The 20,567-nt window shown below is 73.8% G+C and carries 20 protein-coding genes; 5 read left to right on the forward strand and 15 right to left on the reverse strand.

Annotated elements, in window-relative coordinates:
• The first annotated feature begins 118 nt into the window (after nt 1-118).
• From LPA42_RS15480 to LPA42_RS15490, 3 genes are all read left to right on the forward strand, one after another.
• Nucleotides 119-1,585 (forward strand): 3' terminal RNA ribose 2'-O-methyltransferase Hen1, encoded by a 1,467-nt coding sequence (locus tag LPA42_RS15480; RefSeq protein ID WP_077935485.1) that lies wholly within the window; start codon nt 119-121, stop codon nt 1,583-1,585.
• Nucleotides 1,582-4,104, forward strand: coding sequence for a polynucleotide kinase-phosphatase (locus LPA42_RS15485; RefSeq protein WP_077935478.1), 2,523 nt, complete (start codon nt 1,582-1,584; stop codon nt 4,102-4,104). The genes LPA42_RS15480 and LPA42_RS15485 overlap by 4 nt, the downstream gene beginning before the upstream one ends.
• 96 nt (nt 4,105-4,200) lie before the next feature.
• Nucleotides 4,201-5,076: a DedA family protein gene (locus LPA42_RS15490; RefSeq protein ID WP_077935477.1), complete on the forward strand. Its 876-nt coding sequence runs from the start codon at nt 4,201-4,203 to the stop codon at nt 5,074-5,076.
• Between the two features lie 182 nt (nt 5,077-5,258).
• Here LPA42_RS15490 and LPA42_RS15495 read toward each other — a convergent pair whose 3' ends face one another.
• The 15 genes from LPA42_RS15495 to LPA42_RS15565 all read right to left on the reverse strand — a co-directional run bounded on the left by LPA42_RS15495 (nt 5,259) and on the right by LPA42_RS15565 (nt 18,752).
• Nucleotides 5,259-5,636, reverse strand: a complete 378-nt coding sequence (locus LPA42_RS15495; protein WP_007073957.1) for a helix-turn-helix transcriptional regulator — start codon at nt 5,634-5,636, stop codon at nt 5,259-5,261.
• 57 nt (nt 5,637-5,693) lie between these two features.
• On the reverse strand, nt 5,694-6,233 hold the full coding sequence (gene pyrE, locus LPA42_RS15500; protein WP_043963685.1) for an orotate phosphoribosyltransferase: 540 nt from the start codon (nt 6,231-6,233) through the stop codon (nt 5,694-5,696).
• Between the two features lie 168 nt (nt 6,234-6,401).
• The gene (locus tag LPA42_RS15505) at nt 6,402-7,187 is read right to left on the reverse strand and encodes an SDR family oxidoreductase (RefSeq protein ID WP_043961155.1); all 786 of its coding nucleotides are present in this window, start codon (nt 7,185-7,187) and stop codon (nt 6,402-6,404) included.
• Between the two features lie 33 nt (nt 7,188-7,220).
• The gene (locus tag LPA42_RS15510) at nt 7,221-7,832 is read right to left on the reverse strand and encodes a hypothetical protein (protein ID WP_077935476.1); all 612 of its coding nucleotides are present in this window, start codon (nt 7,830-7,832) and stop codon (nt 7,221-7,223) included.
• A gap of 111 nt (nt 7,833-7,943) precedes the next feature.
• The gene (locus LPA42_RS15515; protein WP_077935475.1) at nt 7,944-8,858 is read right to left on the reverse strand and encodes a hypothetical protein; all 915 of its coding nucleotides are present in this window, start codon (nt 8,856-8,858) and stop codon (nt 7,944-7,946) included.
• A 57-nt stretch (nt 8,859-8,915) separates the two neighbouring features.
• Entirely contained in the window at nt 8,916-9,899 is a 984-nt protein-coding gene (locus LPA42_RS15520) for a hypothetical protein (RefSeq protein ID WP_077935474.1), read from the reverse strand.
• 40 nt (nt 9,900-9,939) lie between these two features.
• A complete protein-coding gene (locus LPA42_RS15525) occupies nt 9,940-11,538 on the reverse strand; it encodes a polyamine aminopropyltransferase (protein ID WP_228986638.1) in 1,599 nt (532 codons plus the stop codon).
• Nucleotides 11,535-12,317, reverse strand: coding sequence for a hypothetical protein (locus tag LPA42_RS15530; RefSeq protein WP_228986639.1), 783 nt, complete (start codon nt 12,315-12,317; stop codon nt 11,535-11,537). The genes LPA42_RS15525 and LPA42_RS15530 overlap by 4 nt, the downstream gene beginning before the upstream one ends.
• Nucleotides 12,317-12,739, reverse strand: a complete 423-nt coding sequence (locus LPA42_RS15535; RefSeq protein ID WP_043961148.1) for a DUF350 domain-containing protein — start codon at nt 12,737-12,739, stop codon at nt 12,317-12,319. The genes LPA42_RS15530 and LPA42_RS15535 overlap by 1 nt, the downstream gene beginning before the upstream one ends.
• A 34-nt stretch (nt 12,740-12,773) precedes the next feature.
• Entirely contained in the window at nt 12,774-13,199 is a 426-nt protein-coding gene (locus tag LPA42_RS15540; protein WP_077935473.1) for a DUF4247 domain-containing protein, read from the reverse strand.
• Nucleotides 13,196-13,759 carry a DUF2617 family protein gene (locus tag LPA42_RS15545; RefSeq protein WP_043961145.1) on the reverse strand — a complete coding sequence of 188 codons (564 nt, stop codon included), beginning with the start codon at nt 13,757-13,759 and terminating at the stop codon, nt 13,196-13,198. Before LPA42_RS15545 ends, LPA42_RS15540 begins: the two co-directional genes overlap by 4 nt.
• A 3-nt stretch (nt 13,760-13,762) precedes the next feature.
• Complete coding sequence (locus tag LPA42_RS15550) at nt 13,763-14,395, reverse strand: DUF4178 domain-containing protein (protein WP_077935472.1); 633 nt, start codon at nt 14,393-14,395, stop codon at nt 13,763-13,765.
• A gap of 88 nt (nt 14,396-14,483) precedes the next feature.
• Nucleotides 14,484-14,855, reverse strand: a complete 372-nt coding sequence (locus LPA42_RS15555) for a hypothetical protein (protein WP_077935471.1) — start codon at nt 14,853-14,855, stop codon at nt 14,484-14,486.
• Between the two features lie 82 nt (nt 14,856-14,937).
• Nucleotides 14,938-17,529, reverse strand: coding sequence for an ATP-dependent chaperone ClpB (gene clpB / locus LPA42_RS15560; protein WP_074475631.1), 2,592 nt, complete (start codon nt 17,527-17,529; stop codon nt 14,938-14,940).
• Between the two features lie 131 nt (nt 17,530-17,660).
• Entirely contained in the window at nt 17,661-18,752 is a 1,092-nt protein-coding gene (locus LPA42_RS15565; RefSeq protein WP_144082508.1) for a hypothetical protein, read from the reverse strand.
• Nucleotides 18,753-18,783: 31 nt separating this feature from the next.
• Between LPA42_RS15565 and LPA42_RS15570 the strand changes: the two genes are divergently transcribed.
• The gene (locus tag LPA42_RS15570; RefSeq protein WP_043961139.1) at nt 18,784-19,284 is read left to right on the forward strand and encodes a cation:proton antiporter regulatory subunit; all 501 of its coding nucleotides are present in this window, start codon (nt 18,784-18,786) and stop codon (nt 19,282-19,284) included.
• A 7-nt stretch (nt 19,285-19,291) separates the two neighbouring features.
• Nucleotides 19,292-20,500, forward strand: a complete 1,209-nt coding sequence (locus LPA42_RS15575) for a cation:proton antiporter (protein WP_043961138.1) — start codon at nt 19,292-19,294, stop codon at nt 20,498-20,500.
• The last annotated feature ends 67 nt before the right edge of the window (nt 20,501-20,567 follow it).

Genomic DNA, 20,567 nt, shown 5'->3' on the forward strand with positions numbered 1-20,567 from the left:
GAGCGCCGGCCGACACCACGAAGGGTTTCCGGGGAGCCCCCCACCGCAACCACCACAACCAAGCACCGCACCGAAAAGCGGACGACGCAAGATCGAGGCCCCTGACACCATGGGGGCCGTGCTGCTCACCCTCACCACGACGCACCGTCCCGCCACCGACCTCGGCTACCTGCTCGTCAAGCATCCGGACCGGGTGCATTCCTTCGAGCTGCCCGTCGGCGCGGCGCACGTGCTCTACCCGGAGGCCGACGAGCAGCGCTGCACCGCCGCCCTGATCGTCGACGTCGATCCGCTGCGGCTGGCCGGCGGGCACGGCAGGGGCAGGGGCCACCGGCAGGCGGCCGCCCCGGACAACTTCACCCTCGGCCAGTACGTCAACGACCGGCCGTACGCCGCGTCGAGCCTGCTGGCCTCGGCGCTGGCCAAGGTGTTCCGCTCGGCGCTGCGCGGCGAGTCCCGGGACCGGCCGGAGCTGGCCGCCGTGCCGATCCCGCTGGAGGTGCGGGTCCCCGTGCTGCGTTGCCGGGGCGGCGGCGAATTGGCCGAGCGGGTGTTCGCCCCGCTGGGCTGGGCGGTGACGGCCGCCCCGATCCCGCTCGACGAGTCGCACCCGCAGTGGGGCGACAGCCGGTACGTCGACCTGACGCTCACCGGCACGCTGCGGCTCGCCGACGCCCTCAACCACCTGTACGTGCTGCTGCCCGTCCTCGACGACGCGAAGCACTACTGGGTCGCCCCGGACGAGATCGACAAGCTGCTCCGGGCCGGTGCGGGCTGGCTCGCCGACCACCCGGAGCGGGCCACCATCACCCGCCGCTACCTGGCCCACCGCCGCGCCCTCGCGGGGGAGGCGATGGCCCGGCTCGCCGAGCGGCGGCTGGCCGAGGAGCCGCCCGCCGACAGCGTGGCCGAGGAGGACCGCGCGGAGGTCCCGCGCCGGCCGGCGCTGGCGCTGCGCCGCCGGGAGGCGGTGCTCGCCGCGCTCGCGGAAAGCGGGGCGACCCGGGTGCTGGACCTCGGCTGCGGTCCGGGCGCGCTGCTGTCCGCCCTGGTGGGCGACCGGCGGTTCACGGAGGTCGTCGGCACGGACGTGTCCGCCCACGCGCTGACGCTGGCGGCCCGCCGGCTGCGGCTGGACCGGCTGCCGGAGCGGCAGCGCGACCGGATCCGGCTGTGGCAGTCCGCCCTGACCTACCGGGACGACCGGCTGCGCGGGTACGACGCGGCGGTCCTGATGGAGGTGATCGAGCACGTCGACCCGCCGCGCCTGCCGGCGCTGGAGGACGCCGTGTTCGGCCACGCCCGGCCGGCGACGGTCGTGGTGACCACGCCGAACGTCGAGCACAACGTCCGCTACGAGGGGCTCGGCGTGGGCCGGTTCCGGCACGCCGACCACCGCTTCGAGTGGACCCGGGCCGAGTTCGCGGCCTGGGTGGACCGGGTCGCGGCGACGTACGGCTACGCGGCGCAGCTCCGGGGTGTCGGCGACGACGATCCGGAGGTGGGTCCGCCGACCCAGCTCGCCGTGTTCCGCACCACGGAAACGACGACCGCAGGAACGGGCACGAAGGAGAAGGCCGCGTGATCGAGATTCCCGAGCTGGCCCTGGTGGCGCTGGTCGGCGTCTCCGGCTCCGGCAAGTCCACCTTCGCCCGGCGGCACTTCGCGCCGAGCCAGGTGCTCTCCTCCGACGCGTTCCGGGGGATGGTCGCCGACGACGAGAACGACCAGTCGGCCTCCGCCGACGCGTTCGACGCCCTGCACCACGTGGCGGGGATCCGGCTGCGGCGCGGCCTGCTCACCGTCGTGGACGCCACCAACCTCCAGCCGCACGCGCGCGCCGGGCTGGTCCGGGTGGCCCGCGAGCACGACGTGCTGCCGGTGGCGATCGTGCTGGACGTGCCGGAGGCGGTGGCGTGGGAGCGCACGCAGGGGCGGGCCGACCGCACCCACGGCCGGCAGGTGCTGACCCGGATGCAGCGGGACCTGCGGCAGTCGTACGGGCGGCTGGCCCGGGAGGGCTTCCGGAAGGTGCACGTGCTGCGCGGGGTCGACGAGATCGACGCGGCGCAGATCCGCTACGAGAAGCTGTTCAACGACCGGCGGGAGCTGACCGGCCCGTTCGACATCGTCGGCGACGTCCACGGCTGCCGCGAGGAGCTGGAGGCGCTGCTGCTCCGGCTGGGCTACGTGCTGCGCCGCGACGACGCGGGCCGCCCGGTGGACGCGGTGCACCCGGCCGGGCGTACCCCCGTCTTCGTCGGTGACCTGGTGGACCGCGGCCCGGACTCCCCCGGGGTGCTCCGCCTGGTGATGGGCATGGTGGCGGCCGGCCACGCGATCTGCGTGCCGGGCAACCACGAGCAGAAGCTGCTGCGCAAGCTGCGCGGCCGGGACGTGCGGCTCACCCACGGCCTGGCCGAGACGATGGCCCAGCTCGACGCGGAGGACCCGGCGTTCGTGGCCGAGGTCGCGACGTTCGTGGACGGCCTGGTCAGCCACTTCGTGCTCGACGGCGGCCGGCTGGTGGTCGCGCACGCCGGGCTCAAGGAGGAATACCACGGCCGCGCGTCGGGCCGGGTCCGGTCGTTCGCGCTGTACGGGGAGACCACGGGCGAGACCGACGAGTACGGCCTGCCGGTGCGCTACCCGTGGGCACGCGACTACCGGGGCTCGGCCATGGTCGTGTACGGGCACACGCCCACCCCGGAGCCGGAGTGGGTGAACAACACGATCTGCGTCGACACCGGCTGCGTGTTCGGCGGGAAGCTGACAGCGCTGCGGTACCCGGAGAAGGAGCTGGTCTCCGTCCCGGCGGTCAAGGAGTGGTACGCCCCGGTCCGCCCGCTGGTCGCGCCCGCCCCGGCCCGCCCGGACGCGGTGCTGGACCTGCGCGACGTGACCGGTCGGCGGCACGTCGAGCACGCGTACGGGACGCTGACCGTGCCGGCCGAGAACGCCGCCGCCGCGCTGGAGGTGATGAGCCGGTTCGCCGTGGACCCGCGCTGGCTGACCTGGCTGCCGCCGACGATGGCGCCCTGCTCCACGGCCACGGCCGACGGGTTCCTGGAGCATCCGGCGCAGGCGTTCGCCGACTACCGGGCGGCCGGCGTCGACCGGGTGGTGTGCGAGGAGAAGCACATGGGCTCGCGGGCGGTGGTGCTGGTCTGCCGCGACCCGGACGGCGGCCCGTTCGGGCCTGGCGGCGGGGTGGTGCACACCCGCACGGGCCGACCGTTCTTCGGCCCGCCGCTGGACGGCGAGCTGCTGGGCCGGGTCCGGGCGGCGGTCGGCGCGGCAGGGCTCTGGGCGGAGCTGGACACCGACTGGCTGCTGCTCGACTGCGAGCTGCTGCCCTGGTCGGCGAAGGCGGGCGGGCTGATCCGCGAGCAGTACGCGAGCGTGGGCGCGGCGGGCCGCGCGGCCCTGCCGGCGGTGCTGGCCACCCTGGACGCGGCGGCCGGGCGGGGGCTGCCGGTGGGCGACCTGCGGGCGCGGATGGCGGCCCGCCGGGCGGACGTCGAGGCGTACTCGGCGGCCTACCGGGCGTACGTGGCACCGACGGACGGGCTGGCCGGGGTGACCCTCGCCCCGTTCGCGGTGCTCGCCTCCGCCGGGGCGAGCCACGTCGAGCGGGACCACGGCTGGCACCTGGACCTGGCCGACCGGCTGTGCGCCGCCGACCCGGGGTTCTTCACGGTCACCCGGCGGCGGGTCGTCGACCTGGCCGACGCCTCGGCCGAGGCGGACGCGACCGACTGGTGGCTGGCGCTGACCGCCGCCGGCGGGGAGGGCATGGTCGTCAAGCCGTACGCGGGGCTGGCCGCCCGGTCGCCGAAGGGGTCGCTGCTCCAGCCGGGCATCAAGTGTCGGGGCCGGGAGTACCTGCGGATCATCTACGGTCCCGGGTACACCGAGCCGGAGCAGTTGGCCGCGCTGCGCCGCCGGTCGCTGGGGCGCAAGCGGGGGCTGGCCCTGCGCGAGCACGCGCTCGGGCTGGCGGCCCTGGCCGCGCTGGCGGATGGCGCTCCGCTGTGGCGTCGCCACGAGTTGGTCTTCGCCGTCCTGGCCTGCGAGTCGGAGCCGGTCGACCCGCGCCTGTGAGGCGGGACCGGGCTGGTCGCCCCCGCCGGTGCGGGCGGCGGCCGGCCCGGTCCGGGGCGGCGCGGAGCGCGACCGGTTCCGGGTTCGGTACCCTGTGTGGCCGTGGACACAGCAGAGAAGGCACGGGCGGTCTCCGAGACCGTCGCCCTGAACCCGCTCGATCCGAAGGATCTACTCCAGACCTTCGGGCTGATCGGTGTCTGGGTGATCCTGTTCGCCGAGACCGGGCTGCTCGTCGGCTTCTTCTTCCCGGGCGACTCGCTGCTGTTCCTGGCCGGCGTCGCCGCCTCGCCGGTGGCGGACGCGATCTTCGGCGACGGCACCCGGCTCTCCCTGGTCGGGCTGCTGATCGGCGGCCCGATCTGCGCGATCGTCGGTGCGCAGCTCGGGCACTGGCTCGGCGCGCGGTACGGCCGCCGCATGTTCGAGCGCCCCAACTCGCGGCTGTTCAAGCGGGAGTACGTGGAGAAGGCCGAGCACTACTTCCGGAAGTTCGGCCCGGCCAAGGCCGTGGTGCTGGCCCGGTTCATCCCGATCGTCCGCACGTTCCTCAACCCGGTGGCCGGCGTGCTCGGCATGCCGGCGAGGCAGTTCTTCCTGTGGAACGTCGTCGGGGCGATCCTGTGGGTGGACGGCATCCTGCTGATCGGCTACCTGCTGGCCGAGCAGATCTACAACGCGATCGGCGACAAGATCGACCGGTACATCCTGCCGGTGGTCGCGCTGATCATCCTGATCTCGGTGCTGCCGATCTTCTTCGAGTTCCTCCGCGACCGGCGGGCCCGCAAGCGGGGCGAGGTCATGACGGTGATCGCCGCGGCCAGCGCGGCCGGTGCGGTGGAGGCCGTCCGGGACGCGGTCGAGCACCACCACCACGACCACCACGGTCAGGCCCCGCACGGGCAGCAGCAGTTCCCGCAGCAGCCGCCGCAGGACGGCGGTCGGTGGCCGGAGCGCGGCGAGGGCCACTGACGGAGAAGGCGTACGTCGATGGCCGGTCCCGTTTCGACGGGACCGGCCATCGTTCAAGCCGCAATCAAGTAACGAGGCGACTGCCGGTTACCCGGGCAGGCGTCACCGTCCGGTGGTGGCGCCACCCCTTGCACGCCACCCGATGCCGTCCTGAGGCGGGACGGCCGGAACGGAAAACCTCGTCAGCGGGCCTTCTTGGTGGCCCGCTTACGCGGCGGGGTCAGCAGATCCGCGATCGTGGCGATCGCGGTCGGCACCAACCTGTAGTACGCCCAGACCCCGCGCTTCTCCCGCTCCAGCAAGCCGGCCTCGGTGAGGATACGCAGGTGGTGGCTGACCGTCGGCTGGGAGAGGCCGAGCGGCGCGGTCAGGTCGCACACGCACGCTTCGCCCTCGGGGGCCGACTGGATCAGGCTGAGCAGCCGCAGCCGAGCAGGGTCGGCAAGGGCCTTGAGGACCCCCGCCAGCCGCTCGGCGTCGGCGCGTTCGATCGGCTCGCCGGCAAGCGGCGAGATCTGAGGCATGGTCATTTCAGCCAACGCAGTTCCCACGTATTCCATCCTTCCACCAGCAGCATCGATCCGCCTGCATATCAGCAAGTCCGAATCGGCAAACTTTTAGGCCACAAGGCCGAGGTCAGCCAACGTATAGGCCGCCCGATACGGCAGTCCGGCGGCTTCCACCGCGTCGCCGGCGCCACGATCAACAATAACCGCCACACCCACTACTTCGGCTCCGGCCTCGCGCAGCGCCTCTACTGCGGTCAGCACGCTGCCACCGGTCGTCGACGTGTCCTCGACCGCCAGTACCCGTCGTCCGGCCACGTCCGGCCCCTCGATGCGGCGTTGCAGACCATGAGCCTTACCCGCCTTACGGACAACGAAAGCGTCGAGCGATCGGTCGGTCGCCGACGCGGCGTGCAACATGGAGAGCGCCACCGGATCGGCGCCCAGGGTCAGGCCACCGACGGCGTCGTACTCCCAGTCGGCGGTCAGGTCGAGCAGCACCCGACCGACCAACGGAGCGGCCTGGTGATGGAGCGTGACACGTCGCAGATCGACATACCAGTCCGCCTCCCGACCGGAGGAGAGCACCACCCGCCCGTGGACCACAGCCAGGTCGATGATGAATTTACGCAGGTCGTCGTGGTCCCCCATGGCGATAGAGGGTACTGCGCAAGTCTGGGAGGTGTGTGTGGGGTCCACCCCGGTCAGCCCCACGGGCGACCGATGGTTGGCGATATTCGGCTACTCTGTGCGATCGATTAGCCGGGCCGGGTCGGCCGAACCGCCGAAGGGGACGGTCTGCCGCCGCTGCGCCGCAGGTCAGCCGGGGCGACGGTCGTCGCGGCCCCGGGTGTCCCGGGCGAACCGGCGCAGCAGCCCCCGGGGAGCGTGCCGCACCGCCGCGACGGCCAGCTTGTAACGCCGTGACGGAACGCTGACCGTGCGGCCTTTCCGCAGGTCACGCAGGGCTTCGTCGACGACCTGCTCGGCGGTCAGCCACATCAGGCGGGGCGTGCCGGACATGTCGATCCCGATCCGCTCGTGCGCGCCGGTGCGGGTGTAACCAGGGCAGAGGGCCATCACGCGTACTCCACGCGGGCGGGTCGCGAGGTCGACGGACTCGCTGAAGGCCGTCACCCACGCCTTGCTCGCCGGATACGTCGATCCCGGCATCACGGGACCGAAGCCGGCGACCGAAGAGACATTTATCACTGCCCCGTCGCCCCGCCGGATCATCGGGCCGACCGCCGCGCGGGTCAACCGCAGCACCGCGTGCACGTTCAGCCCCAGCAGGCGGGACTCATCGGCCATCGAGGACCGCAGGAACGGCTGGTTGAGGCTGATCCCGGCGTTGTTGACGAGCAGGTCCACCTGCTCGTCGCCGGCCAGCCGCCGTTCCACGTCGGCGCAGCCGTCGGCGGTGGACAGGTCCGCCGGGATCACCTCGACGGGGTGGCCGTACCGGCCCGTCAGCTCGGCGGCCTTCTCCGCCAGCCGGGCGGCGTCGCGTGCCACCAGCACCAGGGCCCAGCCGTCGGCGGCGAGCCGGCGGGCGAACTCCGCGCCGATGCCCGCCGTCGCGCCGGTGACCAGCGCACGGCGCATGGCGGGGACCTGCTCTGGCGTCACGGACGATCCTCAGCGGGGCGGGTGGTGCGGGGCGGCGGTCGGTGCCGGCGCGGGGTGCCGCCGGCGGAACCAGGCGCTGGCGCTCGGCGAGACCAGCAACGCGGCTACCACAAGGTAACCGAGCGCCTGGCCGACCGAAAGCGCGGCGTTGGCCGCGAGCCAGAACTCCGGGTACGCGTCGCCGACGAGGCCCAGCAACTCGGCGGCGGACCGGTCGCCGGCGGACAGCCGCAGCGGCACGGCCCGCTGGCCGACCAGCGCGGCCACCGCGCAGCAGCCGAACAGCGCGCCCAGCCCGCAGACCACCCAGGTCGCCAGCCGGGCCCCGGGCCGGCCGGCGAGCAGCCCGGCCGCCAGGCCGACCAGCACGACGCCCACCAGCACCGTCACCACCGCCGAGGCGATCGTCGCGCCGCGCAGCAGGAGGACCACGTCGTCGACCTCCGCCGCACCGGCCGAGGTGCCGGCCGCCGCCGACCGGAACCGCCCGACGGTGCCGCCGAGGGCGAGCAGCGCGGCGACCGCCGAGGCCACGGCACCGGCGGCCATCAGCAGCAGCACCGCCGCCGCCAGCCCGACGGCCGCGGGGCGACGGGCCGGCACCTGATCGGGGTACGACACGACGAGTCCCTCCGGTAGGCGTCCGGTTGGAACCTACTCGGAGGGACGGTCGGTGTCGCCGTTATCCGGCGCGCCCCGCCCGGCTGGTCGCGGGCGGGGCGGCATCGATGCTCAGTCCGACGACGAGGAGGACGAGCCCGAGTCCGACGAACCGCCGGACGAGGAGCCGGAGTCCGAGGAACCGCCGGACGACCAGCCCGAGTCCGACGAGCCGCTGGAGGGCGACGGCCCCGGGTCGCCACCCTGCCCGGGCCCGGACGGGTCCGGCCGGTCGGACGGGGACGGCCCCGGCTGGTCCGGGTAGGGCGACTGGTCCGGGGTGGACGAGCTGTGGGTCCCGTGCGGGTACGTCGGGTGGCCGGGCTGGTAGCCGGGGGTGGCCGGGTAACCCGGGGTCTGCGGGTAGCCGGGCTGCTGCGGGTACGCCGGGTAGGCGGCACCCGGGACCGGCGGCTCCCAGCCCTGCTTCGGCTTGCGGAAGAACTCGTTCGCCTTCGGCAGGGCCAGCAGGATCAGCGCGGCCAGCACGGCGAGCAGGCCCGCGACCCCGAGCAGCAGGCTGACCGGGGTGTACCAGGAGGGCAGCGCCGCGGTCAGGCTGCGCTCGATCTCCTCGGCGCTCGGCGCGTCCCCGCCGGCCGACGGCCCGCCCATCGAGCCGGCCGCGCCGTTGATCATGCTGCCGCCGACGCAGCAGAGCAGGATGCCGCCGAGCACCCAGGTGGTGATGCGGCTGCCGTTGCTGCCCCGGTTGTTGAAGATCGCCAGTACGACGAGGACCAGGGCGAGGACCAGCATCAGCACGGCGCTGCCGATGGCGAAGCCGACGACGAAGGTGCCCAACCCCTCGGCCCCGCTCGCGGTGCCCGCGAACGCGTCCTCGAAGCCCTGCCGGAGCTTGCCGGCCACGGCGATCGTCGTGACGAGGTTGAGCAGCTGGAGCAGAGCGAAGAACATGAGCAGGTAACTGGAGATCGTCACGATGCCCGGACGGGCCCGCGACGGCGTGCTGTGGGTATCGACCATGACTTCTCCCTTCTAGATCACGACGTCACGGTATCGTCCGGAGTCCCGTGCCGCCCGTCAGCGGGCCCGGGACAGCCGGCGGTGCTCGGCCGTCACCACGGCGAGCAGGAACAGGTCGAAGGCCAGCGCGGCGACCGCCCCGAACTGGTTGACGGTGAAGTTGAAGATCTGCCCGAACAGCAGGTCGACCAGGATCGCCAGCTTGAACAGCCGGAACGCGCCGATCCGGTCCCGCCGCAGCCGGACGGCCGCCGCGATGCTGAGCACCGCCGTGGCCAGCGCGGACGCCGACACGCCGAGCACCGCGCCCCACTCCCGCTCCTCGTCCAACGCCCCGGTGACGCCGTCGACCGCCACCCCGACCACGGTCAGCGCCGGCTCCACCACCAGGTAGAGCACCACGAAACGGACCACCCACCGCTGGTCGGTCAGCCCGACGGCGACCCGGCGGACGCGGGCCAGCCACGGCTGCCAGAACCGGGGCGGCGGCGGTTCCCGGCGGGGCACCGCGTCGAGCAGCGCGGCCACGGCGGCCTCGGTCTCCGCGCCGGAGCCCCGGGCCAGCCGCAGCACCTGCGCCCGACGCCGGTCGGTGAGCCCGTCGATCAGGCCGCCGGCCACGGCGTCCAGGGCGTTCGCGGTCCGCTCCTCGGGGATCAGCCGGGTCCGCTCCCGGACCGCCTGCGTGATGACCACCAGCACCGCGAAGACGGCGTAGATGATGCCGGCGGCGGGGGCGTAGAAGTAGTCGGTGCGGGCCGTGACGAACTTGCCCACCTCGTCGATGAACAGGCCGAACCCGATCCCGCCGAGGATCGCGCCGGTCATCCGGGCCGCGCCGCCGAGGAAGACCAGCGCCACGCCGAGGCCGGCGGCCAGCAGCAGGCCGCCCCAGAGCACGTGCGCGATGTGCAGGCCGCCGCCGCCGAGCTGGGGATAGCCGGTGGCCCGCAGGAGCACCCGGGTCAGCAGCACGGCGGCCACCCCGGACAGCACGAACGCCTGGAGGTACGCCGCCGCGGCCAGCGCCCGGGGCGGCATCCAGTGACGACGCGACGGTCCGCGCACCATGGTCCCGACGCTAGTAGCCGCGCCACTCGACGCGGGCGTACTCCAGCACCCTGGGCCGCAGCAGCGTGGAGGCGGGCACGTCGAGCCGGCCCCGGTCGGCGGGGAAGTTCGCGGCCGACGCCAGCGTGCCGGCGGTGAGGAAGCGCAGCCGGGGGGCGTCGGCGGGCAGCGCCAGCGCGGGCGGGGCGGCACCCGGGGCGGCGAGCACGAACCCCCAGTCGCCGAAGCTGGGCACGTCGACGTGGTACGGCACGGTGGCGAAGCCGGCCTCGCGTACCGACGCCTCGATCGACCAGTACGACCGGGGCGCGAAGTACGGGGAGCCGGACTGCACGACGAGCCGCCCGCCGTCGGCGAGGACCGCCCGGACCAGCGCGTAGAACTCGACGGTGTAGAGCTTGGCGGTGGCCGTCTCGTCGGGGTCGGGCAGGTCGGCGACGACCACGTCGAACCGTTCGGTGGCGGAGCGCAGCCAGCCGAACGCGTCGACGTTGACCACCCGCACCCGGGGGTCGGCGAACGCGTCGCCGTTCAGCTCGCGCAGCTGCGGCTCGCTGCGGGCCAGCGCCACCACGGCCGGGTCGAGGTCGACGACGGTCACCCGCCGCACGTCGGGGTAGCGCAGGATCTCCCGCACCGCGAGCCCGTCGCCGGCGCCGAGCACCAGCACCTCGCCGCGCGGGCCGTTCAGCGCGGGGTGTACGAGCGCCTCGTGGTAGCGGTACTCGTCGACGGAGCTGAACTGGAGGTCGCCGTTGAGGAACAGCCGCAGGTCGGTGTCGGCGTGGCCGACCTCCCGCACCGAGCGGGTCAGCACGATCTCCTGGTAGCGGCTGCGCTCGGCGTGCACCACCGGGTCGCGGTAGAGCTGCTGCCGGGCGGTCACCTCGAAGTCGGCGGCGGTGACCCAGGCGTACCCCAAACAGAGCGCGACCACGACGGAGCCGGCGCCGACGGCGACGCGCGCTCGGCGGCTCAGCTCCGCCCGGAACACGGTGCAGACCAGCGCCACGCCGGCCACCGCGTTCACCGCGCCGACCACCAGCGCGCCCTTGAGCTGCCCGAAGACCGGGATCAGCAGGAACGGAAAGGCCAGCCCGCCGAGCAGCGCGCCGACGTAGTCGGCGGCGAACAGGTCGGCCACGGCGCTGCCGGCGGACTGCTGGCGGATGCGTTGCAGCATGACCATCAGCAGCGGGATCTCCGCGCCGATGAGCAGCCCGAGCACGAACGCGGTGCCGACCAGCGCCGGGCCGTACAGGTCGAGCCAGGCGAACGCGGCGTAGAGGCCGAGCACCGACAGCCCGCCGAGCAGGGCGAGGAGCAGCTCGACCACGGCGAACGCGGCGGCGGCCCGGGGCTGCAACGGCTTCGCGGCGAGCGCGCCGACGCCCATCGCGAAGACCATCACGCCGAGCACGATCGACGCCTGGCCGACGGCGTCGCCGATCAGGTAGCTGCCGAGCGCGACCAGGGCCAGCTCGTAGACCAGGCCGCAGGCGGCGCAGACGAAGACCGCGACCAGCACCGCCGAGCGGGCCAGCCGCCAGCGCGGCCGGGCGGCGGCGGGGGCCTCGCCGTCGACCGCCGCCGGCACCTCGGTGGTCACGCCTTCCCCGGGGTACGCCCGGCGGGCGCCGCCGCGCGCTGCCGGCCCCGCTGCACGAACCCGACGGTGAACAGCAGCGCGGTGACCAGCAGCAGCCCGCCGGTGGCGAGCAGCCAGCCCCAGCGGTCCCGCCAGAAGTCGCTGCCGGCGTCGGGCAGCGGGGCGGCGGTCGCGCCGGGCTGCGCGGTGGGGGCGGCGGCGGGCGACACCACGCCGGTCTCGGCGAGCAGCAGCGGCAGCGCCACGGCGGCCCGGCAGACCGCCCAGCCGGGGTCGTCGACGAACACGTCGGAGTCGAGGCCGAAGCGGGCGAGGCCGGTCTCGACGGCGTACAGGTCGGCGCGGTCGATGTCGGGCGAGCCGGTCACGTTGATGGTCGCCGAGTCGCTGCTCTCGCTGCTCTCCGACGTGTAGCGGACGTCGGCGGTCACCTCGACCCAGCGCGGGCAGGCCGGGTCGTCGACCACAGGGACCCCGTCGCCGAGGTTGGAGCCGACGCTGACCGGGGTGGAGCCGTACCAGCTCTCCAGCCGCCAGCCGTAGCAGACGCCCTGGCTGGCGGCGGCCTGGGCGAGGATCGGCACGGTGTCGGCCCGCTCGTCGGCCGCCGGGGCGGGGACGGTGGTGCCGCCGGAGTCGCCGTTGACCACGCCGATGCCGATGCAGCCGCCGACGAGGACGACGGTCACCAGCGCGATGACCCAGCCGTTGGCGGCCGACGACTTCTTCGCCGCCGGCTGGCCGGGCCGCCCGCCGCCCGGGTGCTTGCCGGCGGCCATCAGCTGATCGCGGCGGCGATGATCGCGCCGGTGGCGAGGTGCACGACGGCGGACACCCACACGGCGGGGTGCGGCTCCGGGTCGACCAGCAGCTCACCGAGCCGCCCCGGGGTCACGGCGTCGAGCAGCAGGAACGCGGCGGCCATGATGACCAGGCCGACGATCCCGTACGCCGCCGCGCCGACGAGGCCGAGCACGAAGTCGTCCTCGCTGGCGACGATCGCGGCGACCACGATGGTGCCGACGCCGAGCAGGTTGGACGACAGCAGCAGGGCGGCGTTGCGGTTGCGCTCGGTCCAGATCAGCTCGTGCAGCTTGCCGGGGGTGGCCACGTCGACCAGCCCGTAGCCGATGCCCATCAGGACGACGCCGACCACGCCGTAGGCGAGGGTGACCAGCAGATCGGTGACGAGGTTCTGCAAGGGGGACACTCCAGGGTGAGGGGCGTTCGTCGGGCTACTTGCCGGCGCCGGGGCCGCCGCCCCGGACGGTGCTGCCGCGTCCCCAGCCCCAGTGCGACCCGACGGTCGAGTGGTAACGGGGGTAGGCGGTGGTGAGGCGTTCGAGCAGGATCACCGAGCCGGCGGCGATCGGCAGGATCACCACCGAGTCGTCGTCGTAGCGCAGGTAGACGCCGCTGCCGTCGACGTACTGGTCGGCCGGCTGCCAGGCGTCGGTGACCTCCTTGGCGACCTGGCTGGGCGTCTTCGACGAGGTGTACGCCACGGCGTCCCGGCCGATGTCGCGGCTGGCCGCCCGGTTGTACCGGTCCTGCACGTAGCCGCGCGGGGAGAAGTTGCCGTAGAAGATCGCGAAGGCGGCGAGCAGCGCGCCGACCACGGCGACCGCCGCTCCCACCACGAACCAGCGTCGGTACGTCACAGCGCCACCTCCGTTCGCGACTGCGGGGCTCGCAGACCCGGCTCACTCCTCGCGCTCACAAGGGCCACCACCGTCTCGGTCAGGACCAGCTCGTTGGTCTGGGGGTACGCGTGCCAGGTGCGCCAGCCGACCGCCCCGTCCGGCGGGTCGGTGCGCACGGCGAGGGCGGTCACCGCGTCGGCGTCGCCGGGGAACACCCCGACCAGCGCGTACGGGTCGCCGGCCAGCTCGGCGCGGAGCGCGGCGACCCGGGTGCTCAGCTCCGCCCCGGCCGGGCGCAGCACGGTGGCGGTGAACCGGTAGCCGTTCGCCTCGTCCAGCCGGGTGGCGGGCAGTTCGGGCGGGCGGCCGGGAAGGCAGGCGACGGTTTCGGTCAGCTCGGTGCCGGCCGCGCGCAACACCACCTGGTGGGACGCGCCGAGCAGCCGCAGCCGCAGCCGGATCCCGCCGGGCAGGTCGAGGTCGAGCACGTGCAGCGCGGGGCGTTCGCCGTCGCCGAGGGCGAGGCTGAGGTCGGCGGCGCTGGTGTCGACGTACGGGGCGTCGAGGGTGACCAGCACGGGTCAGCTCACCTTCCCCGGCCCGGACTGCGGGTAGATCATCACGTCGGAGCGGTGCAGCTCGTCGCCCCGGGCCACCTCCCAGGCGGCGTTGCCGTACGCCTCGAAGGAGAGCCGCAGCTTCCCCGGGCCCCGGTAGTCGTGGTAGCGCATCGCGCCGGACGGGTCGAGGCCCGTGCTGCCGGTGGCGGTGAACCGCGCGTGCCCGGCCTCCTTGCTGACGTACCGGTGACCGTCGAGGTCGATGCTCGGCGCGCCCGGGGTGATGGTGAGCGCCGGATCGGTCGTCCAGAGCACCATGATCACATCGGGGTCCTCCTCGACGGAGAGCCAGAGCTGGCCACCGGCCGCGTCGTCGAGCAGGTGCTCCGACCAGGTCCAGCTGCCCTCCCTGAGCAGCACCGAGCCGCGCACCCCGTACGAGGTGCCGCGGATCTCGACGATGTCGCCGGGGCTCAGCCGGCGCGGGTCGCCCCGCAGCGCGTCGGCGTCGCGGTCCCGGAACGGGTCCACCGGGCCGGGCCGCCCGCCCGTGCGCCTACGGGAACGTTGCATCGCCACCACGGCGATGACGACACCGGCCACCGCGATGAGGCAGCCCGCCGCCGTCACCAGATACGCCACCGAACCGTTCAACCCGATCGCCTCCCCCAGTCGCGTCGGCGGAGACGGTAACAACCCCGCGCACGTGGCGAAACCCGAGCGGAGTTGAGTGATGACTCAGTTACGAACCGTCCTCGGGCCGGTTGAGCTGCGTGTTCGCGTACTCACCCAGCTTGGTCCGGCCCATGATGCAGCCGGCGAAGGTGACGAACTCGGCCTCGGAGCCGCGCAGCGCCTCCCAGGCGGCGCGGGCGGCGGCCGGGTCGATCCGCCCCAGCAGGGTCGCCGCGTACGCCCGGCCGGCCGGCGAGCCGTGCGCCAGCAGCCAGTCGACCTTCCGCCGGGCCCGCTCCGGGTGCGCGTCGAGCTGCCGCTCGACCTCGAAGTACGCCTCGGTCTCCGGCAGCACCGTGCCGGCGAAGCCGACCCCGCCGAAGGCGAGGGTGTCGGTGCCCGCCAGCTCCCGCACGGCCGCATCGAGCCGATCGCCCATCCTCAACCCCCTTGAAAGGAGGGGCCCCCTGTTAACGCAAAACGTTGTACAGGGGGCCCCTATTAACATCCACGCCAGCGGGTCAGGCCGCGGCGACCGTCAGCCCGTCCTTGCCGTCGGCCAGGTCGACCTGGACCGTGTCGCCGTCGCGGATCGCGCCGGAGAGCAGCGCCCGGGCGAGCTGGTCGCCGATGGCCGACTGCACCAGCCGGCGCAGCGGGCGGGCACCGTAGATCGGGTCGTACCCGTGCTCGGCGAGCCACCCCCGGGCGGCCTCGCTGACGTCCAGGGTCAGCCGGCGGTCGGCGAGTCGCTTCCGCATCCGGTCGAGCTGGATGTCGACGATGGCCCGCAGGTCGTCGCCCAGCAGCGCGGCGAAGACCACGATGTCGTCGAGCCGGTTGAGGAACTCCGGCTTGAAGTGCGACCGGACCACCGCGAGGACGCCCTCCCGGCGCTGCTCCTCGGCCAGCGTCAGGTCGCTGATCACCGACGACCCGAGGTTGGAGGTGAGGATCAGGATCGCGTTGCGGAAGTCCACCGTGCGCCCCTGGCCGTCGGTGAGCCGACCGTCGTCGAGCACCTGGAGCAGCACGTCGAAGACGTCGGGGTGGGCCTTCTCGACCTCGTCGAGCAGGATCACCGAGTACGGCCGGCGGCGCACCGCCTCGGTGAGCTGGCCGCCCTCCTCGTAGCCGACGTAGCCGGGCGGGGCACCGACGAGCCGGGCGACGGAGTGCTTCTCGCCGTACTCGCTCATGTCGATGCGGACCATGGCCCGCTCGTCGTCGAAGAGGAACTCGGCGAGCGCCTTGGCCAGCTCGGTCTTGCCGACGCCGGTCGGGCCGAGGAAGAGGAAGCTGCCGGTGGGGCGGTCCGGGTCGGCGACGCCGGCCCGGGCGCGGCGCACCGCGTCGGAGACGGCCGAGACGGCCTCGGCCTGGCCGACCACGCGCGCGCCCAGCGACTCCTCCATCCGCAGCAGCTTGGCGGTCTCGCCTTCGAGGAGCCGGCCGGCGGGGATGCCCGTCCAGGAGGCGACCACGGCGGCGATGTCGTCCGCGCCGACCTCCTCCTTGAGCATCGCGCCGTCGGCCTGGAGCCGGGCCAGCTCCTCCTCGGCCTTCGCCAGGTCGGCCTTGAGGGCGGGGATGCGCCCGTAGCGCAGCTCGGCGGCCCGTTCCAGCTCGCCGTCGCGCTCGGCCCGCTCGGCCTCGCCGCCGAGCCGCTCCAGCTCCTCCTTGGCGGTGGAGAGCTTGGTGATGTGGCTCTTCTCGGTCTGCCAGCGCTCGGAGAGGGCGGTGAGCTGCTCGCGCTTGTCGGCCAGCTCCTTGCGCAGCCGGTCGAGGCGCTCGGCGGAGGCGGCGTCGGGCTCCTTGGCCAGCGCCATCTCCTCGATCTCCAGCCGGCGCACGGCCCGCTCGATCTCGTCGACCTCGACCGGCCGGGAGTCGATCTCCATGCGCAGCCGGGACGCCGACTCGTCGACCAGGTCGATCGCCTTGTCCGGCAGGAACCGGTCGGTGATGTAGCGGTCGGAGAGGGCGGCGGCGGCGACCAGCGCGGCGTCGGTGATGCGTACGCCGTGGTGCACCTCGTAGCGTTCCTTGAGCCCGCGCAGGATGCCGATGGTGTCCTCGATGGTCGGCTCGCCGACCAGCACCGGCTGGAAGCGGCGCTCCAGGGCCGGGTCCTTCTCGATGTGCTCGCGGTATTCGTCGAGGGTGGTCGCGCCGACCATCCGCAGTTCGCCGCGCGCGAGCATCGGCTTGAGCATGTTGCCGGCGTCCATCGAGCCCTCGCCCTTGCCCGCGCCGACGACGGTGTGCAGCTCGTCGAGGAAGGTGATGACCTGGCCGTTGGAGTTCTTGATCTCCTCCAGCACGGACTTGAGGCGCTCCTCGAACTGGCCCCGGTATTGTGCGCCGGCCACCATCGCGCCGAGGTCGAGGGAGACCAGCTTCTTGTCGCGCAGCGACTCGGGCACGTCGCCGGCCACGATCCGCTGGGCGAGGCCCTCGACGATCGCGGTCTTGCCGACGCCGGGCTCGCCGATCAGCACCGGGTTGTTCTTGGTACGCCGGGACAGCACCTGGATGACGCGGCGGATCTCGGAGTCCCGGCCGATCACGGGGTCGATCTTGCCGTCGCGGGCGCTGGCGGTCAGGTCGACGCCGTACTTGGCCAGGGCCTGGTAGGTCTGCTCCGGGTCGGCGGTGGTGACCCGCCGGTCCCCGCCCCGGACGGTCGGGAACGCGGCGACCAGGCTCTCCTCGGTCGCGCCGGCGTTGCGCAGCGCGGTGGCGACCGCGCCGCCCACCCGGGCCAGGCCGGCGAGCAGGTGCTCGGTCGAGGTGTATTCGTCGCCGAGCGGCCGGGCGATCTGCTCGGCGGCGCCGATGGCGTTGACGAACTCGCGGGCCAGCGTGGGCTCGGCGATGCTGGAGCCCCGGGCGGCAGGCAGGGCGTCGACGGCGCGCTGGGCGGCCCGGCGCAGCTCGGCGGGGTCGGCCCCGGCGGCGCGCAGCAGGCCGGCGGCGGTCGACCCCTCGGTGTCCAGCAGCGACAGCAGCAGGTGCCAGGGCTCCACGGTGGCGTGACCGCGCTGGTTCGCCAGCGCGACGGCACCGGTGATGGTTTCGCGGCTCTTGGTGGTGAGACGTTCCGTGTTCATGGGCTCCCCCGGATCGGCGTGTCCACTAGGAAGGACACAACCAGAGTTGAGCCTATTCCGCTCAACCTTGCGACTGTGACCTGTGTCACTCAAGAGTCGGCTGGGCGGCGGGCGCGGGACGGCGCGGCCGGTCAGGCCGGGGCCAGCACCACGCGCACCCAGCGGCGGTTGCCGACCGGCCCGGTGGCCAGCAACACCTCGTCGGGGGCACGGCCCACCAGCGTGCCGTCGGCCAGCAGGGTCAGGTAGTGCTTGGGGGCGACCGGCCAGTCGAGCCGGTCGTACCGGCCGTCGGCCACCACGCCCGCGCCGTCCGGGCCGTTGACGGCGAACCGGCCGGTGGTCAGCGGCACCACGGAGTCCGCCCGCGCGGGATGCCCCGCGGCGGGCACCGCCACCCACCGGCCCAGATACCGCCAGAGCGCCGGGAAGCCGCTCCGGTCCGGCGGCCAGCCGACCAGCCGCGCCTCGCCGTCCGGCCCGACCATTGGCCGCACCACCCCGACCTCGCCGTCGGGCACCGGCACGGGGGTCGACTGCCAGGTGCGCCCCCGGTCCGTCGAGACCGCCGCGTACGGCTTCCCGCCGTCGACGCCGGCCACCACCAGCAGGCCGCGGGCCTCGACGACGCCGTGCGGCGCCGGCACGGGCGGCTTGGCGGGCAGGGGTGTCGCCCGCAGCCCCGCCCAGCGGACCACCCGACCGGTGGGGTAGTCGATCTGGAACCGGCCCTGGGCGGCCCGCCAGGCGACGGGCTCCTGGTCCCCGTTCGTGTGCGCGAAGGTGCGCCCGCCGTCGGTGGAGGTGTACCGGCCGTGCGGCTCGGCGAGCAGCATCAGCACGCCGGGGACGGCGTAGAGCTGCGGGTTCTCGGCAACGACGCGGGGGAGGACGAGCCGCCGCCAGGACCGGCCGCCGTCGACCGTGGCGTAGAGCACCGCGGGGCAGTCCCGCTCCGCAGGGCAGCTGGCGAAGAGGGCGTACGCCTGCTCGGCGGTGACGAACTCGACGTACGGGCGCTCGTACCCCTTGCCGACCGGGACCCGGACGTCGCGCAACTCGACGGCGGGGGCCGGGGGCGACGGCGACGGCTCGATCACGGTCGGTCGGGGCGACGGCGCGGTGCGGTCCGGCGGCGGGCGACGGACGTCGCCGATCGAACAGCCGGTCAGCAGGGGCGCGAGCAGCAGCGCGACCATTCTGCGGCCGAACCGACGAGTCATCGGCCTACCCCCCAACCGGTAGCCTGACGCCGTGCGAGTACGTGTCGAACAGACTGCCCTACCCGGGATCGGAATGCGTCACGACCTGTTGACGGAATCCGGACGCCGGCTCGGTGTGGTTTCCCACCGCAATGGCCGCCGTGACCTTGTCCTCTATGACCCCGATGATCCCGATTCCTGCCAGCACGACATACCGCTGACAGACGACGAGGCGGAGGCGCTCGCGGACATCCTCGGCGCGTCGCTGATGCTCGGCCAGCTCTCCGGGCTGCGCGAGCAGGCGGCCGGGCTGCTCACCGAGCAGATCGCCATCCCTGCCGGCTCCAAGTACGTCCACCGGCGGCTCGGCGACACGAAGGCCCGCACCCGGACCAGCGCCTCGATCGTCGCGGTGCTGCGCCAGGGCGAGGTGATCGTCTCGCCCGACCCGGCCTTCCGCTTCGACGCCGGTGACGTGGTGGTCGTGGTCGGCACCCGCAAGGGGCTCGACGGCGTGACCGCCATCCTCGCCGACAGCGACCCGGACGGCTGAGGCGCGGATGCACGAGGAAACCACAATATTGCTCATCGAGGTCGGTGCGCTGCTGTTCCTGCTCGGGCTGCTGGGGCGGCTCGGGCGGCGGATCGGCCTCTCCCCCATTCCCCTCTACCTGCTCGCCGGGCTCGTCTTCGGCCATGGCGGCGTGCTGCCGCTGACCGCCAGCGAGGAGTTCTTCGCCGTCGGCGCGGAGATCGGCGTGATCCTGCTGCTGGTCATGCTCGGCCTGGAATACTCGGCCGGCGAACTGGTCGGCAACCTGCGCTCGGCGGCTCCCGCCGGCCTGATCGACGGCGTGTTCAACGCGCTGCCCGGCGCGGCCTTCGCCTTCCTGCTCGGCTGGGACTGGGTGGCCGCGATCGTGCTGGCCGGCATCACCTGGGTCTCCTCCTCCGGCGTGATCGCCAAGGTGCTGGCCGACCTGGGCCGGCTCGGTAACCGGGAAACCCCGGTGGTCCTGTCGGTGCTGGTCATCGAGGACCTGGCGATGGCGCTCTACCTGCCGCTGCTCACCGCCGTGCTGGCCGGCACCGGCCTGCTCGGCGGCGGCATCGCGCTCGGCGTCGCCGTCGGCACCGTCGTGCTGGTGCTGGTGGTGGCGATCCGGTACGGCCACCTGATCTCCTCCGCCCTGTCGGCGAAGGACCCGGAGGCGCTGCTGCTCGGCGTGCTCGGGCTCACCCTGCTGGTCGCCGGCATCGCGGCGAAGCTCCAGGTGTCGGCGGCGGTCGGCGCGTTCCTCGTCGGCATCGCGCTGTCCGGCCCCGTGGCGCACCACGCCACCGAGATGCTCTCCCCGCTGCGGGACCTGTTCGCCGCGGTGTTCTTCGTCTTCTTCGGCCTGGTCACCGACCCCCGGGACATCCCGCCCGTGCTGCTGCCGGCGCTCGCGCTGGCCGTGGTCACGATGGGGACGAAGACGCTGACCGGATACCTGGCCGCCCGGCGGGTGGGGATCAAGGAACCCGGCCGGTGGCGGGCCGGGCTGGCCCTGGTGCCGCGCGGCGAGTTCTCCATCGTCATCGCCGGGCTCGCCGTGGCCGCCGGCAGCGTCGAGCCGAAGCTGGCCGCGTTGGCCACCGCGTACGTGCTGATCACGGTGGTGACCGGGCCGATGCTGGCACGGCTGCCCGACTTCGCCTGGTTCAAGGTGTGGCTGCGCCAGCGGGCCGTCGCCCAACGCGCCGAGCCGCTGGTCACCACCGACTGAGTCGACACTCAGTTTCGCCCGCCGGGGCGGGGCCCGCCGGACCGCCGGCCCCCCCCCCCGCCCCCCC

Source organism: Micromonospora sp. DH13 (assembly GCF_020873825.1).
Classification (GTDB): Bacteria; Actinomycetota; Actinomycetes; order Mycobacteriales; family Micromonosporaceae; genus Micromonospora; species Micromonospora haikouensis.

Coding starts and splice junctions, on each gene's coding strand:
- LPA42_RS15505 (WP_043961155.1), bottom strand. CDS start 7,187: ATGCGCCGTGCGCTGGTCACCGGCGCGACGGCGGGCATCGGCGCGGAG.
- clpB (WP_074475631.1), bottom strand. CDS start 17,529: ATGAACACGGAACGTCTCACCACCAAGAGCCGCGAAACCATCACCGGT.
- LPA42_RS15515 (WP_077935475.1), bottom strand. CDS start 8,858: ATGGTCGATACCCACAGCACGCCGTCGCGGGCCCGTCCGGGCATCGTG.
- LPA42_RS15520 (WP_077935474.1), bottom strand. CDS start 9,899: ATGCCGCCCCGGGCGCTGGCCGCGGCGGCGTACCTCCAGGCGTTCGTG.
- LPA42_RS15530 (WP_228986639.1), bottom strand. CDS start 12,317: ATGGCCGCCGGCAAGCACCCGGGCGGCGGGCGGCCCGGCCAGCCGGCG.
- LPA42_RS15565 (WP_144082508.1), bottom strand. CDS start 18,752: ATGACTCGTCGGTTCGGCCGCAGAATGGTCGCGCTGCTGCTCGCGCCC.
- LPA42_RS15495 (WP_007073957.1), bottom strand. CDS start 5,636: ATGGAATACGTGGGAACTGCGTTGGCTGAAATGACCATGCCTCAGATC.
- LPA42_RS15575 (WP_043961138.1), top strand. CDS start 19,292: ATGCACGAGGAAACCACAATATTGCTCATCGAGGTCGGTGCGCTGCTG.
- pyrE (WP_043963685.1), bottom strand. CDS start 6,233: ATGGGGGACCACGACGACCTGCGTAAATTCATCATCGACCTGGCTGTG.
- LPA42_RS15555 (WP_077935471.1), bottom strand. CDS start 14,855: ATGGGCGATCGGCTCGATGCGGCCGTGCGGGAGCTGGCGGGCACCGAC.